The 16,897-nt window shown below is 41.5% G+C and carries 11 protein-coding genes and 1 pseudogene; 5 read left to right on the forward strand and 7 right to left on the reverse strand.

What is annotated here, in order from left to right; all coding sequences use genetic code 11:
* Nucleotides 1-227, reverse strand: a pseudogene (locus tag M2273_RS24010) (glucosamine-6-phosphate deaminase); the annotation flags it as partial.
* Nucleotides 228-852: 625 nt separating this feature from the next.
* On the opposite strand from M2273_RS24010, the gene cysC reads away from it, so the two are divergent.
* Entirely contained in the window at nt 853-1,515 is a 663-nt protein-coding gene (gene cysC / locus M2273_RS24015) for an adenylyl-sulfate kinase (protein ID WP_429400322.1), read from the forward strand.
* Nucleotides 1,516-1,519: 4 nt separating this feature from the next.
* Entirely contained in the window at nt 1,520-2,359 is an 840-nt protein-coding gene (locus M2273_RS24020) for a sulfotransferase (RefSeq protein WP_429400323.1), read from the forward strand.
* Between the two features lie 133 nt (nt 2,360-2,492).
* On the opposite strand, the gene M2273_RS24025 is transcribed toward M2273_RS24020, so the two are convergent.
* On the reverse strand, nt 2,493-3,299 hold the full coding sequence (locus M2273_RS24025) for a phytanoyl-CoA dioxygenase family protein (protein ID WP_429400324.1): 807 nt from the start codon (nt 3,297-3,299) through the stop codon (nt 2,493-2,495).
* 515 nt (nt 3,300-3,814) lie between these two features.
* On the opposite strand from M2273_RS24025, the gene M2273_RS24030 reads away from it, so the two are divergent.
* Complete coding sequence (locus M2273_RS24030; RefSeq protein WP_429400325.1) at nt 3,815-6,184, forward strand: ABC transporter permease; 2,370 nt, start codon at nt 3,815-3,817, stop codon at nt 6,182-6,184.
* Between the two features lie 22 nt (nt 6,185-6,206).
* Here M2273_RS24030 and M2273_RS24035 read toward each other — a convergent pair whose 3' ends face one another.
* Nucleotides 6,207-6,986, reverse strand: coding sequence for an SDR family NAD(P)-dependent oxidoreductase (locus tag M2273_RS24035; protein ID WP_429400326.1), 780 nt, complete (start codon nt 6,984-6,986; stop codon nt 6,207-6,209).
* Nucleotides 6,987-7,276: 290 nt separating this feature from the next.
* Between M2273_RS24035 and M2273_RS24040 the strand changes: the two genes are divergently transcribed.
* Complete coding sequence (locus tag M2273_RS24040) at nt 7,277-8,491, forward strand: hypothetical protein (protein ID WP_429400327.1); 1,215 nt, start codon at nt 7,277-7,279, stop codon at nt 8,489-8,491.
* 460 nt (nt 8,492-8,951) lie between these two features.
* A complete protein-coding gene (locus M2273_RS24045; RefSeq protein WP_429400328.1) occupies nt 8,952-11,798 on the forward strand; it encodes a DNA gyrase/topoisomerase IV subunit A in 2,847 nt (948 codons plus the stop codon).
* Between the two features lie 5 nt (nt 11,799-11,803).
* Here M2273_RS24045 and M2273_RS24050 read toward each other — a convergent pair whose 3' ends face one another.
* The 4 genes from M2273_RS24050 to galB all read right to left on the reverse strand — a co-directional run bounded on the left by M2273_RS24050 (nt 11,804) and on the right by galB (nt 16,794).
* On the reverse strand, nt 11,804-12,565 hold the full coding sequence (locus tag M2273_RS24050; protein WP_429400329.1) for a class I SAM-dependent methyltransferase: 762 nt from the start codon (nt 12,563-12,565) through the stop codon (nt 11,804-11,806).
* 67 nt (nt 12,566-12,632) lie between these two features.
* Nucleotides 12,633-12,977 carry a hypothetical protein gene (locus M2273_RS24055; RefSeq protein ID WP_429400330.1) on the reverse strand — a complete coding sequence of 115 codons (345 nt, stop codon included), beginning with the start codon at nt 12,975-12,977 and terminating at the stop codon, nt 12,633-12,635.
* Between the two features lie 94 nt (nt 12,978-13,071).
* The gene (locus tag M2273_RS24060; RefSeq protein ID WP_429400331.1) at nt 13,072-13,938 is read right to left on the reverse strand and encodes an aldose 1-epimerase family protein; all 867 of its coding nucleotides are present in this window, start codon (nt 13,936-13,938) and stop codon (nt 13,072-13,074) included.
* A gap of 417 nt (nt 13,939-14,355) precedes the next feature.
* Nucleotides 14,356-16,794: a beta-galactosidase GalB gene (galB, locus tag M2273_RS24065; protein WP_429400332.1), complete on the reverse strand. Its 2,439-nt coding sequence runs from the start codon at nt 16,792-16,794 to the stop codon at nt 14,356-14,358.
* Between the last annotated feature and the right edge of the window lie 103 nt (nt 16,795-16,897).

The following is a 16,897-nucleotide window of genomic DNA, read 5'->3' on the forward strand; positions in this document are numbered from 1 at the left end:
AAAGACAAACCCTCTTCCTGGTGCAGGCGTACCAGTTCGGCATACACACCGATGGGGGTAACACCGGTAGCCAGTCCCAGCACGGCTTTTTCGCCTTTACTTTGCTTACCGCGGATCAGTTTGGCGATCCTTGCGGCAACGGCAACGGCTGCCACCTGCTGGTTGCTATAAACGCTTACCGGCAGCTTCTCGTACCGGGTCTCTTCCAATAAATTTAATCGGGCCATAATTTTCTAAGAACCTGTGTTTTATATGATATGTTGAATTAAAAAAGTCGCTATACAAAAAACCCCCGCAAAAGCGAGGATTTTATCAAACCAATTAACAAAACCTTTTCGATCTCACCGACATGAGACTAAAGTAAATTCCGTTGAATAATACGTTATACATTATTGTTACAAACTTAATAAAACTAATTTTCAATTTAAAGTACTTTTTAAATTTTTTTAATAAGTAAAATAATTTTTATGAAATTGTTAAAACAGTAAGTTCATATCCATAAAAAAAGAGCTCCTGATGGGCAGGAACTCTAATTAACCAAATTATAAAACATAAATATGAGAGAAGAGAGATGCAGGGGATGGAGTCGAACCATCCGCTTGCTGCCAACCAGCACCTGCGTTATAGTCATTAAATGAACCACCATTTACAAACTATCTGATGCAAATATAATACAATATCTATTAAATCCATGTATTTAGTAGATTAATATTATAATAATTATTCACCGGTGTTAAACTACGCCGCAGGGAGGGATCCATGAGTTAAAAATTGTGGAGAATCCAAACTCCGTCTATATGGTGGCCCGGTTCATCGATACAAAAAAGCTCTCTATCGATACATAACTGCCCTGTGGCAATTTTAGATAGAACCCCATCGTTAAGCATTATAATTAAGGTTAATAACGTATCTGCTGTTCGTAAAAACATTTGCTCAAACAACAAAATTAGTTTTATGATCATATTACTTTGTGGCTTATCAGGTGCCGGGAAAACAACACTGGCCGGAAATGTTAAAAACAGATTAGGCAAATCTGAAATTCCTATAGAGGTCATTGACGCCGACGAATACCGGCAAAAGCTATTTACAGATCTGAAATATACAAAGGAAAACCGGCTTGAGAATATAAGGCGATTAGGATTTATAGCAAGTAGATTTAGCGCTCAGGGCATTGTTACTATCATTAGCGCTATTAATCCTTATGATGCCGTGCGCCGGGAACTGGTTGCAACTTATGGACAGGTTAAGATTGTACATGTGGATTGTTCCCTTGATGTTTTAATGGAACGGGATACCAAAGGTTTATACAAAAGAGCTATGCTGCCCGATGAAGACCCGCAAAAGCTATTTAATTTAACGGGGGTTAACGATCCGTTTGAAATACCCCGAAAGCCTGATCTGCAAATCAATACGCAATATTTCAGTGTTGAAGAAAGCACCGGTATGCTTATTTCATTTATAGAGTACAATTATTATATGCTCAGCATAAAATCAATACCTGTTAAAGAACTTTAAATCAATGGGTCAAAAAACTTTAATAATTACGGGAATGCACCGGTCAGGTACATCATTAATAACAGACTGGCTAAGCCGGTGCGGATTGCAAATAGGCGAACGGCTTGTAACCGGTGGTATAGAGAATACTGACGGCCAATTTGAAGATGTTGAGTTTTTAAAGCTGCACGAAGAGATATTAAGTAACAATAATCTCCACACCTCGGGGTTTGTAGACGAAACCAATATGGAGCTTTCGCTATACCAGTTGGAAAAACTAAAAAGTATAATTAAAGTTAAACAGCAGCTTTATGACCAATGGGGCTGGAAAGATCCGCGTACCTGCTTGTTTTTAAATACTTATGCCCAATTAATACCGGGTGCAAAATACCTGGTAATAGCACGGGATTATAATTCGGTAGTGACCTCTTTTTTAAAAAGAGGCTTTGTGGAAGTAGACAAAAAGTATATGGCCCGTGATTACATTTCAAGACTGATATGGAAACATATCAGACGGTCCCGCCGGCAAAGGGAGTTTTATACTGACCATGCCGAAAGACTTTTAAAAATATGGATTACCTATAATGAAGCGATTTTAAAAGCGCTTAAAAAGTTACCACCCGAAAACTACCTGGTTGTTAGCTATAATTTACTGCTGAAACAAGACTGTACCATTTTTTCCCTTTTGACTGATAAATGGAAGTTCGCCTTAAATTATTTTGATTTCAGACAGATTTATAAAAGCAGTTTAATGAGTAAAGCCAATGATATTGAAACCTTTGTGAGCTCCCCAATATTATTGGCAAAGGCCAGGCACCTGCAAATGCAGCTTGATCAATACGTAAAGGGTAGCCTTAATCATTAATTTGCAATTACGCGCACAACGGCAAGGCGCTTTGCCCTATAATAATATTTAAATTTAATAAGTGCTTTTTGTGCAGGAGCAAGTTTGCCTGTACGCGCCAAATAGCCGAATAACAAAAGTATAAGCATAATAATTATTTAACTAAGCCGGCAAATTTTTGATAAAACACAGTAGGACTGTTGGCATCTTTAGGGGCGTACTTACCTGCAATAATAGGTATGTATATTACCCTGCGACGGCTGGCTTCGCCAATTACCGATGATTGCGCGACACGATGCCACAAGCGGCCGTCATGAATGGTGAGGTCGCCTGCTTCAGGTATAATGGCCAGCTCGTTTTGGTCGGCATCATTATCCAGGAAATATTTCTTTTTAAACAGCATTTGGTAAAGGCTTTGTTTATGCGTACCGGGCAAGATCCTCAAACCTCCGTTTTCTGGCTTTAGGGTGCTCAGGTGGATGCCCACATTAAGCATCGGATTTAACTTTTGCCCGTGAAAAATATCTCGCAGGCCATCGGTATGCCAGCCCATTTTGGTAAAGCTGCTATGTTCGCTGTTTACATAATGATTAAGCACCATGCCGTCCTTTTCGTTGGTGCCAAACCTTGCCTCAGAGCCAATAAGATCAAGCAATGTATTAAAGCGGGGATCTTGTATAAACTCCGAAAATACAGGGTGGTGCTGATTTATAAAAGCAAACCTTTGTACAATGGTTTCGCCGTTAAGGTCCTTACCATATTTAATAGGAACGCCGTTAACCTTGGTTACATCATTCTTTATCCACTGGTGCTGCACCTGTTCTGATGCTTTGGTAATTGATTGAACGGTCTCTGGGTTAATGAAGTTTTTGAAATGGATAAAACCATGCTCGTTAAAAAAGGTGTGTTGTTCTGTTGTAAGCTTATCGCCTAAAATAAATTTTTTATATACGGTACTCATCTTGAAGTTATAGATTGTAAAATAATGCAGTGGAAAACCCGGCTATGTTATAGCAGGCAATTGTATTTGTAGCAGGTGGAGGAAAAAGATCAACAACAACAAACCATTACCTTTTTGGGGAAAGGCATTCGCATGAAACATGCGCTGGTGATATGTAAATTAGTTGTCAATTATTTAATTATATAATGTCTATAGATATACTATACATTACAAATGTAGCAAATGATTTTGAAAAACAAATTTTTTTGAAAATATTTAATTGGGGGTTGAAATATCGAATAATCAGGTCTGCCTTAAAATTTAACTCCGAAAGCCGGCATTGACTCAATGCGGACAGGTGCTGTATCAAAAACGAACGTTTGAACTTGCTGGTTCTGTGTAAGATATTGTAAATAAGCTAATTGATAGCTGGCATTAAAATTGGCCAAAACTGTAAAGTTTATAAAAAAGTTGTGGCTTGCAGTTGGGAATGAGGGTTGTTAAGTAATAAAGACTCAACATTTAATTTATTAATTATGCTGAAAAACTATTTTAAGATCGCCTGGCGTAATCTCATTCGCAATAAAACATTGTCGTTGATCAACATTTTGGGGCTTTCCCTGGGAATGGCCTTTGCTATGCTGATAGGCATGTGGATCCGTTTTGAAACAAGTTTTGATGCATTTAATAAAAATAGCGACCGGATTGCTATGGTAGGTAAGCACATGCTTATAAATAACCAAAAAAGTACGTCGGTTGCCGTGATGCTTCCCATATACGATGAACTTAAAAATAACTATCCGGAAATAAAGCGGGTTACAAGGACCGACTGGGGAAACGCGCACAGCCTGATGATAGGGAACAATAAGTTTAATAAGGTTGGTATGTATGTGGATCCCGACTTTCTGAAAATGTTTACTTTCCCTGTAATAAGGGGAAATATGGAAACAGCATTAAATGACCCCAATTCCATTGTACTGACAGCATCACTGGCAAAAGCATTATTTGGCACACAGGACCCTATCGGCAAGTTTATCAAAATAGATAACCAGTATAATGTACAGGTTACCGCAATTGTAAAGGATGCTCCAAAAAACTCCTCGATGGATTTTCAGTTCCTGGCTCCTTTTGAATTTGAGATGCAGAACATAGATAATGTACGAAGTTCAAAAGCGCGCTGGAATAATAGTTTGGTTCAAATTATTGTTGAAGTGAAAGAAGGCGTTTTGATAGATGCTCTTTCAAAAAAGATAGGTCCGATGTCGGCTAAAAAGAATACCGGGATGAAAGTTCTGACGCTTTTTCTTTATCCTATGGAAAGGTGGCATTTATACGGGGATTTTAAAAACTGGGTAGAAACGGGTGGAAGGATAGAATATATCCGCTTGTTTGGCATTATCGGCATTTTTGTGCTGCTTATTGCCTGTGTTAATTTCATGAACCTAAGCACCGCCAGGTCCGAAAAAAGAGCCAGGGAGGTGGGCATCCGCAAAACAGTTGGCTCGCGCCGCGTGCAGCTTATTGTGCAGTTCTTAACCGAATCTGTGTTCACCGCTTTTCTGGCCTTTTTGCTTTCGCTGATCCTGATCCAGGTTCTGCTCCCTTATTTAAAAGATCTTGGGTTCGAAAATATCCGGTTCGATTTCAGCAATGTGACCTTACTGGCTTCTATGCTGGTTGTTTGCATCATTACCGGTTTGGTAGCCGGCAGTTACCCTGCCCTTTACCTGTCGTCGTTTTTACCTGTTAAAGTATTGAAAGGAGTTATTAAACAGGGTAAAGATGCGGTGAGTTTTCGCAAGATACTGGTGGTTTCACAGTTTGTTATATCCATGGCCCTCATCATCAGCGCTGTGATCGTTTTTCAGCAGATCAATTATGCCAAGAATCGCCCGGTTGGGTATGATCCCAATAATCTGATCACCTTGGATGTAAGTCAGGACCTGGTGAAAAATTACAACGCATTAAAGCGCGACCTGTTAAATACTGGTGATATAGAAGCGGTAGCAAAAGCATCGAGCGCTATGACCTGGGTAGCTAACGATTTTGGCCATTTCAGCTGGAAGGGCAAAGACCCGAATGCGGACATATTCATCAAAACGGTAATGACCGACTGGGATTATGAAAAAACAGCCGGGTTAAAATTTATAGCTGGCCGGCCTTTTTCAAGAGAATTTAAAACCGATTCAAACGCGGTGATCCTGAATGAAGCCGCGGTAAGCCTGATAGGCTATAAAGATCCGGTAGGAAAAACAATGAAACTTGGCGACCAGGCATTGACCATAATAGGTGTTATTAAAAATGTACTCATGGAAGATCCATTTAAACCGGTACCTCCGGGAATTATCCTCTTCAGTACCGACAATGTAAACTCCATTTTGATCAGACTTAGAGACAAATCGGATTTGAAAAAATCCCTGGCTGCTATTCAACCGATAGTTGAAAAATATAACCCGGCTTTACCATTTGAATACCATTTTGCCGATGAAGATTTTGGAAAGAAATTTACCACCGAAAATCAGATTGCCAAATTAGCGGGTATTTTCGCGGGCCTGGCCATTTTCATATCCTGCCTGGGTTTATTTGGCCTGGCCATGTTCGTGGCCGAACGCAGATCAAAAGAAATAAGCATTCGCAAAGTGCTGGGCGCGAGTGTAACCAATTTATGGTTACTCTTATCGAAAGAGTTTGTTGGGTTGGTATTAATAGCATGTATTATCGCATCGCCATTGGCATTTTGGTTAATGAACAACTGGCTTAATAATTATGAATACCGCATTGCTATCCATTGGTGGATCTTTGTAATCGCAGGTTCATTGGCTATTATTATTGCTTTGGTAACCGTGAGCACCCAGGCTATTAAAGCAGCCACTGCCAACCCGGTTAAAAGGTTAAAGGCAGAATAAGCCTTACTTATTTTTGGGCGTCTTATTTTACTTTATACAGATCGCCGGTTATTTTCTCAATAAGCGCTTTTGGCAGGTGCCTGCCTGCGGCGGTTGAAATTTTATTTAAAAGGCCCGGTACAATTTCGGCCTTTTTGTTAAACATACCTTTTAAACCCAGAGCGGCTACTTCATCGGGTTGCATATTGAATTTTGCGGCCAGATCTGCTAAGGCATCGAGGCCGGCGCGGTGGGTAAAATCGGTATCGGTGGGGCCGGGGCAAAAACAGCTCACCGATATGGGCGAACCTTTAAGCTCATAACGTAATGCCCGGCTAAACGATAATACAAATGCTTTTGTTGCCGAGTAAATTGCCATTGTTGGCACCGCCTGGTAGGCCGCTGTGCTGCCTATATTTAAAATGTAAGCTTGTGGCTGTTGTTTTAATGTAGCTATAAAAGCATGGGTTAATTTTATCAGGGCATTGATATTAAGATTGATCATGTTGAGCTGCTCATCAATGCCTAAACTTTCAAATTTACCCCACAAGCCATACCCCGCATTATTGACCAGGACAGATACGCTATACAAATTATCGGTACACCAGCGGGCAACCCGGTCGGCGGCGTCAGGTTCAGACAGATCAATGGCGAGCCAGTATGCTTGTACATGGTGAAGCGCTGTGATTTCCTGTGCCAGGGCTTCCAACTCATCTGCCGAACGTGCCACCAGTAAAACAGGATATCCCTTTTTTGCAAGTAATAAAGCTATGGAACGGCCTATACCTTTGCTGGCGCCGGTAACTAAAGCGTAAGTGTTCATGTAATAAAGTTAAGTCTTAACAACTCATACAATTGTAAAAAAAGCAAGTGTACAAATTTCTTTGAATAAATGACTACTGATTTTGTAGACTATTTGTATGTTTGTATTTATTATGATTTCAGTTGCTGCTCATATTACAAATACCATATACAACGTTAAGTGTTGTAGCCATTGGTTATTGTAAAGGGTGTCAACTTATAATGCAGATCAATATTTGTTGAGCCTTTCAGTTTTTGAGAGGCTTTTTGCTTAAATAACCATTTTTTGCCCAACCAAACCTATAATAGTAAATGAAAGCTCAGCCACGATGGATATGGTATAGTATACTTATACTGCTATCGCTAAAATTACCACTTTATGCCCAGGACACCCTGGTGGTTAAGTATGCCTATATACAAACAGATTCGGCTGGGTTACATCGTATACCATCAGCGAATGTTATAGCTGCTAATGCCGGCAAAAAAGTAATTGCTAATACTGTTACCACATCAAATGTTGCTGTTTTTAATGAAGATAGCTACGTACAGCAATTAGCCAGCCTTGATAAATACGATAAAAAGCACGACCCCCGGCCCGTTGTAAACCTGTTAAAGGAAAATAAATTTGATGCTGTAGCTAAAGATAAAAAGCACAGCCACAAATTTTATTATCACCTGGCCAATATATTTACCAGGCTAAAAATGTATCAGCTGGCCATGAAGTGTTATTTTAAAACATTGCCGGTTTACGAAACAAGCAACGCCCATTTATCTGATACTGTAACCCTTAATGCATCAGGTCAGCAAAATAGCGACCCCTCTTTTGCCTTGATCAATGCACAGGCTGATACCTCCGTTGCGGGATTATTGGCTATCAACAGCAGGGACGAACAATTGTTAACCGCCGATACCGGCAATTATACCTATACCGGCAAGGAAATACAATCGAAACCTGAAGAGGTGTGTAACATCACCGACCCTTTTGATGATGGCAAAGAGGCATCGGCTTACGCGCTCATGATCCATATACAGCAACCATTATCGGGCAAGCGCAAAATTTTCACAAAGCTAAGCAGGGTAGGGCATACCTTTATAACACTCATTAAGTACAATACCGACTCTACCTCTGTGTCAAGATCCTTTGGGTTTTACCCCAGGAAAGATCATTTCTTGTCAGCAACCCCATTGTTTCCTACAACAAAATCTGTTTTTAAAGATGATGAGCGGCATAACTGGGATGAAACCGTTGGTAAGTTCATATCTGAGCGAAAGTTTAAAAAAATATTAGAGGTGATCAAGGAGTATGACCAGAAAAGATATAACCTGAACAAAAACAACTGTACCGATTTTGGATTGAACCTGGCCGGTACGGCAGGTATAAAAATTATGGATACTAAAGGCAGCTGGCCTTTTGGCCGGGGCAATAACCCGGCAAACGCGGGCCAAAGCGTACTGGAGGGCAAGGTATTAAATATGGATAGTAACCACGCCTTGTTTATTTGCAACGATTTAGATCTGAAACCCTGAGTATGGATTTAGCTTCACCTAAACGGCGAAGCCCTCATGTAATAATCCTTTCTAAAGGAGATGACTTTACCTTGCGTGTTGTTCTTGCCTCCCTCTCCTTTGGCTATTGTGTAGACATAACTCTAAAACAGCCAACAGGATAATATGCTCCGTTAGGAGCTGCCTGTTTGTAGCACTTGGATATTTAAAATACCCTTTGCCTCGTAGAGGCTACCCTGATCACATACAGGCTATTTACCTGCTAATTTAGGGGTTGCACCTACGGAGCAATTTCGCTTTTTAATTTTTTCTACAAACAGGTAGCTCCTAACGGAGCATATCAACTTGCGTACACACAGTAGCTTCTTTGGTGAGACATGGAGACATGGTTGTTAAGAAAATCAAAAATGTGTAAATCCTGCATCTGTACATCCACGCATAATTTTTTATCTTTACCCATCCAAAAGTTTTTTAGCATATAATGAGTGAAGATCTGAATCAAAACGATATACCCGCCAATAACGAAGAAAAATTACATAATGTTACCTCACTCGACGGGTTATACGAAAACTGGTTTCTTGATTATGCCTCTTACGTAATTCTTGACCGTGCTGTTCCGCATATAAATGATGGGTTAAAACCTGTACAACGCCGTATACTGCACTCGCTTAAAGAAATGGACGACGGGCGTTTTAATAAAGGAGCCAACGTAATTGGTAATACCATGAAATATCACCCGCATGGGGATGCATCAATTGGCGATGCCATGGTACAGATAGGCCAGAAGGAGTTATTAATAGATACGCAAGGTAACTGGGGGCGTCCGGTAACCGGCGACTCGGCCGCGGCACCGCGTTATATTGAAGCGCGTTTATCTAAATTCGCGTTGGATGTTGTTTTTAATGCCGATACCACAGTTTGGCAGGCCAGCTATGATGGCCGGAATAAAGAGCCTATTACCCTGCCCGTAAAATTTCCTTTGTTGTTGGCGCAGGGAGCCGAAGGTATTGCGGTAGGTTTGGCTACCAAAATATTGCCGCATAATTTTAATGAGCTGATAGACGCGTCTATCGCCGTAATGAAAGGCGAACGCCCCAACCTGATGCCGGATTTCCCTACTGGTGGTATGGCTGATGCATCCTTATATAACGAAGGTCAACGTGGTGGAAAAGTACGTGTTCGGGCAAAAATTGAAGAAAAAGATAAGAAGACACTTGTTATAACTGAAGTTCCATTTACCACAACCACAGTAAGCTTAATTGAAAGTATTATAGCTGCAAACGAGAAGGGTAAGATCAAGATCAAAAAAATTGACGATCACACATCACAGAATGTGGAGATCATTATTCACCTGGCTCCCGGCATATCGCCCGATGTAACTATCGACGCGTTGTATGCCTTTACCGATTGCGAGGTATCCATATCGCCCAACACCTGCGTTATCCAGTCAGATAAGCCGCGGTTCATGAGCGTGAATGACATGCTCACCGAAAGTACTTTTTTTACCAAGGACCTGCTAAAACAGGAACTGGAGATCAGGCTGAAGGAGCTGATGGAGAAGATCTTCTTTAGTTCATTATTAAAAATATTTATACAGGAGGGGATGTACAAACACCCCGACTATGAAAGCTCCGGTAATTTTGAAACCGTGCTGGAGGTATTGAGCCGTTTGTTCGCGCCTTTCTTCCCGCAGTTTTACAGGGAGATTTTGCCAGAAGATTATAAGAAACTGATTGACAAGCCCATGAGCAGCATCACCCGCTTTGATGTTAAAAAAGCGGATGAGCAAATGAAGGCGCTGGAAAATGAAATAAAACAAGTAAAACATCACCTGAAACACCTTACCGACTATACCATTGCCTGGTTTGATAAACTCAAGGAAAAGTATGGTAAAGATCGCGGCCGTAAAACCGAGCTGCGCACTTTTGACAGGGTTGAAGCTGCCCAGGTTGCACTGGCCAACGTAAAACTTTACGTTAACCGCGAGGATGGCTTTGTGGGATCAGGCCTAAAGAAGGATGAGTTTGTAGGCGATTGCTCTGATATCGACGAGATCATTGTTTTCCGTGCCGATGGGCGTTGTATCATCACCAAGGTGCAGGATAAGGTTTTTGTGGGTAAAGAGATCATTCATGTGGCCGTGTTTAAAAAGAACGACGAGCGCACGGTGTATAACATGATCTATAAGGATGGCGCGAGCGGCGTCAGCTACATCAAACGTTTCTCGGTGGTAGGTGTAACCCGCGATAAGGAATATGACCTGACCAAAGGCAGCAAAGGTACCCGGACACTGTACTTTACAGCCAATCCTAACGGTGAGGCCGAGGTGGTTAATGTACAGCTTAAACCACACGCCAAACTTAAAAAGCTGCAGTTTGATGAAGATTTTGCCACCTTAGCTATAAAAGGCCGCGGCTCTATGGGTAACATTATTACCAAATACCCAATTAAAAAGATCCTGCTGAAAAGCAAAGGTGTATCAACACTGGCAGGCCGCAAGATCTGGTATGACGATATTTTGAAACGCCTGAATGCCGATAGCCGGGGAAAATACCTGGGCGAGTTTGATGGCGACGACCGGATATTGAACGTACTGAGCAATGGCGTTTATGAACTCACCAATTTTGATCTGAACAATCATTTTGATGATAAAATGATCCTGATCGAGAAGTATAACCCTAAAAAGGTTTATTCGGTTATCCATTTGGATGGTAAATCGAAAAATTATATGGTGAAGCGCTTCATGTTCGAGAATGTTGCCCTGGGTAAACAGGTAAGTATTATTAGTGAGGAGCCGGGTTCAAAACTGATATTGATGGCCAAAGAAGCGCCGCTGGTAAGGGTGGTGCAACTGAAAGGTAAGGAGCAAACTCCCGAAACCATTGAAGTGAACCTGGCCGAACTGATTGATGTAAAAGGCATGAAGGCGATGGGTAACCGCCTGTCGCAGTTCCCGGTAAAAACGGTAGAGCTGATTGCTGAAAGCGAGAGCGAAGAGCCAGCAGACTCAACACCTGAAACTGAACCCGACGATGAAACCGGCACAGACGGACCTGAAGATCAACTGCCCGGAGAAGAGCCTGAATCACCCGAACCACCAAAACCAAAGCCAGCGGCCCAGCCAAAGGCCCAACCTGTGAATGTTCAGGATGAACCGGAGGAATCAAAACCTGAGCCGGTACAATCATCTGCCGTGGAGTCGGTAAGATCAGAAGATGAACCAGTGAAGCCCGAAGATCAACCAAAAGAACATAAAAAGGTTGATTTTGAGATCACCAATCCCGATGATATCGAGATTGATGATAAAGGTCAGTTAGGGTTATTTTAAGAAAATTAAACCCGGCCAAGGTAAATTTCTGTTTGATAATGGAAATTTACCTTGCCATTTTTATTATACTTTTCAAAAAGTTGCTGCAATAACTTTAAAAAAGCCTTACCCTCGGCGGTATCTTTTGCCGGCACGTAGGAGGATGAAAAGGCGCGGCCTATTAAACCATCCTCATCAAATACCTGCAGGTTGGGAAATGTGATCTCCTTGTAAATACCATCCCTGAAAAATAGTTTAAAATCAATATCACTGATGTTCTGGTGATTTACTTTATTGTAGTCAATACTATCCATTTTTAAAAGCGCATCGTATTCAGTTGCAAAATCATCGGCGTTGGTAAGCCTGTTATTCCATATCAGGGCAACATATCCATCTTTAACCAATATCCTGTTAAATTCAGTACGGGTTTCATTGTTGCTAAACCAGTGGAATGCTTGCGCGCAAACTACCAGGTCAACGCTTTTGTTATTTAGTGTGGTTGCTGCTGCTGTGCCCGAAACAGGCTTAAAATTTTCATGATGGCCAAGGTGCTGTACGGCAGCCTGCTGCATATCGTTATTAGGCTCAACAGCATAAACCTGGTAACCTTGTTGTAATAACAAAGCAGTAAAAATACCTGTGCCCGAGCCAATATCGGCTACAACGGCATTGGCGGATAAGTTGCATTCCTGCTGCAGGGTGCTTATAACTTCGGACGGATAACCGGGGCGGTATTTAACATAATCGTTTACCCGGTTTGAGAATCGTTTGGTAGGATCTGATGACATAAAACTAAACTAACGAAAAAAGGCACTTAATAAGTGCCTTTATAATTAACTGTAAAGTATAATTTACTTATAATATCAGGATTAATACTAAAATAATAATGATGATAGCACCTACTGAAAGGTAAACGCCGCCACCGCCTAATGCGTTTGCTTCGTGTTTTAAGCCTTTAAGTTCAGTACGCAGCTCTTTACGATCTTGTTTGGTAAGCTCTGATTTGTCCATCGCTTTAATTTCCTTCACCCTTGCCTTTATTTCCTCAACACGGGCTTGTTTCTGCTCGGTGGTCATGGTGGCTATTTGCTCCTTACTCAGTATAGTTAAAGCACCATCTGAAACGGTAGATGCATAGCTGTTAAATGCCGACACTGAAAGTAACATGGTAAGAGCGATTAAATAGATTTTCTTTTTCATAGTGATTAATTTAATAAGTGTAGTATTTAATAATGATAAGTTAAAAAGCGATTAAAATGTTTTGCTATTTTATAGTTAATTACAAAAACTATGCCTAAAGACTTATAAAATAAGGCGCCTCAAAAACATGGCCGGAATGTAGTGCCTGTATGGCCTCTTTTTTATTGATATTTACCTGATGCCCCTCTGTATCGGCACAGCCAAGCCAGGGTTCAATACACACAAAGTCGGCGCCGGGTTTAGCCCATAAACCAAGGTAATTAAAGTGCGGAAACTCAATTGATAATGATTGATCATGCCTGTTGCTTTTAATGCTTACCATTCTTGATGTGAGTTGTTTAAACACAAGCGCATCGGCATCAAACAGGTGGCGGGTTAAATATAATTTATTACCGGGCGTGGCTATGGGCCGTGTTTCGCCGGTAAAAAAGCCCCCGGCCGATAGCATTTGAGCCTCTAAATGCTCCTCGGTTTCAAATTCCAGGTAATAATCCTCATATTTTTCGCCCTTATTAAAAGGTACATTAAAAGCCGGATGGCCGCCAACAGAAAAATATATGGTTTTTTTATCAAGGTTGATCACCTTATGCGTTACCCGCAGGGAGTGATCTATCAGGGTGTACAAAAGCTGGTAGTCAAATTTATAAGGATAAACCTGCAGCGTTTTTTCGCAGTAGGGTAGCGAGAAACTGGCCGAAACTTCATCAGCCTCCAGCAAAATAAATTCCGATTGCCTCGCAAAGCCATGCCTTCCCATAGTATAAGCATGTCCGTCAACCAAAAGCTGGTTATCAATTAATCCGCCCACTACGGGGAAAAGGTTGGGAGCGTGCCAGGGCCAAACGTTTGGATCGGCCTGCCATAGATGCTCAACGCTGGTTTTTTTGTTGTAATATGAACTGATCTGTGCGCCCTGAAGATCTATCGCTACTTTTAAATATTCGTTTTCTAATACGGTCATAGGTTAACAGTAATTATACATCCAAGTTACAGGAATTTTTGTAAAATAAATATGAATATCATTTTCATAATTGTTATAAATAAGAACAATGAGGCACTACGCCCACAATGACATATTTACTCCAAATGCGTTTAACAAAGCAAAATACATCCTGTTTCTTTTTCTTGAAAAGTTAGCAGATGCCTAAGTTGGTCTTTAAATTCACAAGGTCAAACAGATATTCGCCAGGTGGTAGTCCATAAGGATTCGGATTAATAAAAGAAAGCTTGGGTAAGCGCGATTCCTTCCCTTGGGAAGGGGAGGTAGGGGTTAATGAACTTTGACAATTCATCCGCACGAATAAACCCCTCCCTGCCATTGCGCGCAAACCTACTGCACCCCTCCCGAGGGAGGGAATATATACTGGGATTAAAAATTTTATCTGCTTTTTATTATAATTGATGCACTTGGTAAACCATTGGATGTAGCCGTAAAAGTTATGCTGCTGGCTTTTTCTTTTGCCTGTACAATAGCCAGCGCCAACCCGTGAAATGCTTTACGATAATTTACTTTAAAAGAATCATGGCTAACCGGGTCTCCATTATCAACACTGGCTATAAATGCTTCGCCATTAATTTTAAAGTTAACCAGGTTTTCAGCATCGGGAACCATATTGCCATCTTTGTCCAGTATTTTTACGGTGATGAATGACAGGTCTTTTCCATCAGCTTTGATCTGCTTGCGGTCGGCCAGTAGTTCAATTTTGGCAGGGGCGCCCGCGGTATGGATCTCCTTGGTTAAAACAACTTGGCCATCCTTGCGCGATACCGCTTTTAACGTGCCGGGCTCATATTTTACGCGCCACATGATATGCAGGTCATCACCGGTTTTCTTTTTAACTCCTAATGATTTGCCGTTCAGGAAAAGTTCCACTTCATCGGCATTATTATAATAGGCCCAAACATCAACCGTTTTGCCGGCTTCCCAGGTCCAATGCGGCAAAATATGGAGCACCGGTTTATTGGTCCACTCGCTTTGGTACATGTAGTATACATCTTTAGGGAAACCCGCCAGATCAACAATACCAAAGTACGAACTGCGCGACGGCCAGCTGTATGGTGTAGGTTCGCCCAGGTAATCAAAGCCTGTCCAGATGAACATACCCGACAGAAAATCATACTTTTTCATCACCTTCCAGGTAGCCTCATGGGTTGAGCCCCATGGTGGTCGCACATTATCATAAGCCGATACGTTATTACCGGGTCTGGTAAACGGCTTATCCCAGCTCTCGGGCCATATCCTGATACTATCTGATGGCATATCGTAATATCCGCGTGTTTCAAGGCCCGAAGTGGTTTCAGAGGCGATGAATTTTTTACCGGGATATCTGTCATGAAATGCAGCATATTCGCCTTCATGGTAGTTATAACCTACCAGGTCTATAGCACCAGAACTGATGATCTTATTGTTTTTTCCCGGATCGTTATTAGCGGTGGTTATTGGCCGGGTGGTATCCAGGCTACGTACTATACGTGCCAGTTCGGGAGCAAGCCTTAACGCGCTGGTATCGGCTTGCTGCGGTATCTCGTTACCAATGCTCCAGATCATAATGCTTGGGTGGTTGCGATCGCGCAGTATTTGATCTTCCAGGTCGCGTTTATGCCATTCTTTAAAAAACAGGTGATAATCATATTTAGCTTTTTTCCATTCCCAGCAGTCAAAGGCTTCGTCCATCACAATGAAACCCATTTTATCGCAAAGGTCAAGCAGTTCAGGAGCAGGAGGGTTGTGCGAAGTGCGGATACCATTACAGCCCATCGCTTTTAAAATTTCCAACTGGCGTTCCAAAGCACGTGTATTAATGGCGGCACCCAAACTACCCAGATCATGATGATTGCACACGCCTAAAATTTTCATAGGCTTTCCATTTAAGGAGAAACCTTTATCTGCGTCAAAATTAAAATAGCGGATACCTAAAGGGGTGGTGTATTCATCAACAACCATTTTACCGGCAATTACCTGGGTAACCACCTTATATAAATATGGATTTTCTACAGACCATAGTTGAGGTGTTTTAACAGTAAGGTTTATGCCGGTTTCAAATATAGTATCTGTTAAATTGGCTTTTGATGGGATAGCCCCACCAGTAGAAACAACTTTTCCTGCTGCATCATATATCAGTGTTTTTATATTAAATGCCCCTTTGGTGCCTGAATTATTGCGCACGCGGATTTTCAGACTTACGGTTGCAGCAGCATCGTTAACCTCTGGCGTAGTTACGTAAGTTCCCCAATGATCAATAGCAACTTTATTAGTAGTAACCAGCCAAACGTTTCTATATATACCCGAACCCGAATACCAGCGCGAATTGGGCTGAACAGAATTATCCACCTTAGCCGCTATCACATTTTTACCGCCGAAATTTAAATAAGGAGTAAGCGCGTACCTGAAAGATATATAACCGTTTGGCCTGAAACCTAAATGATGCCCGTTAACCCAAACATCGCTTTTTTGATAAACGCCGTCAAAATCTATATAAACCAATTTGCCTTTTGACGATGCCGGAACGGTAAATGTTTTTCGGTACCAGCCTATACCACCCGGCAGGGCGCCCCCTTCGGGAGTGGCAGGGTTATCTTTACTAAACTTTCCTTCAATGCTCCAGTCATGCGGCAGGTTTAGGGCGCGCCAGCCGGCATCATTCAGTCCCGGTTTTTGACCGTTATCAACCGCGCCCAAATTAAAACGCCATCCTTTATCAAAGTCAAGTACCTGGCGCGTTTGCTGGGCAAAACTTTTTAAACCAAACAGTATGGCAATAAACAGCAGACCTGATAGTTTACCGGCCTTTGATAAAGGGAATTTAATGAAGGGCATAATAGGCTATTTAGGATTAATTGTATTTTGGACACTAAATTATAAATAATAACTAAATAGAGAAGAAGTATGTAAAAAATAAGATTTGATCTGCTGAGGAATC

This window comes from Mucilaginibacter lappiensis (genome assembly GCF_050433765.1).
Classification (GTDB): Bacteria; Bacteroidota; Bacteroidia; order Sphingobacteriales; family Sphingobacteriaceae; genus Mucilaginibacter; species Mucilaginibacter lappiensis_A.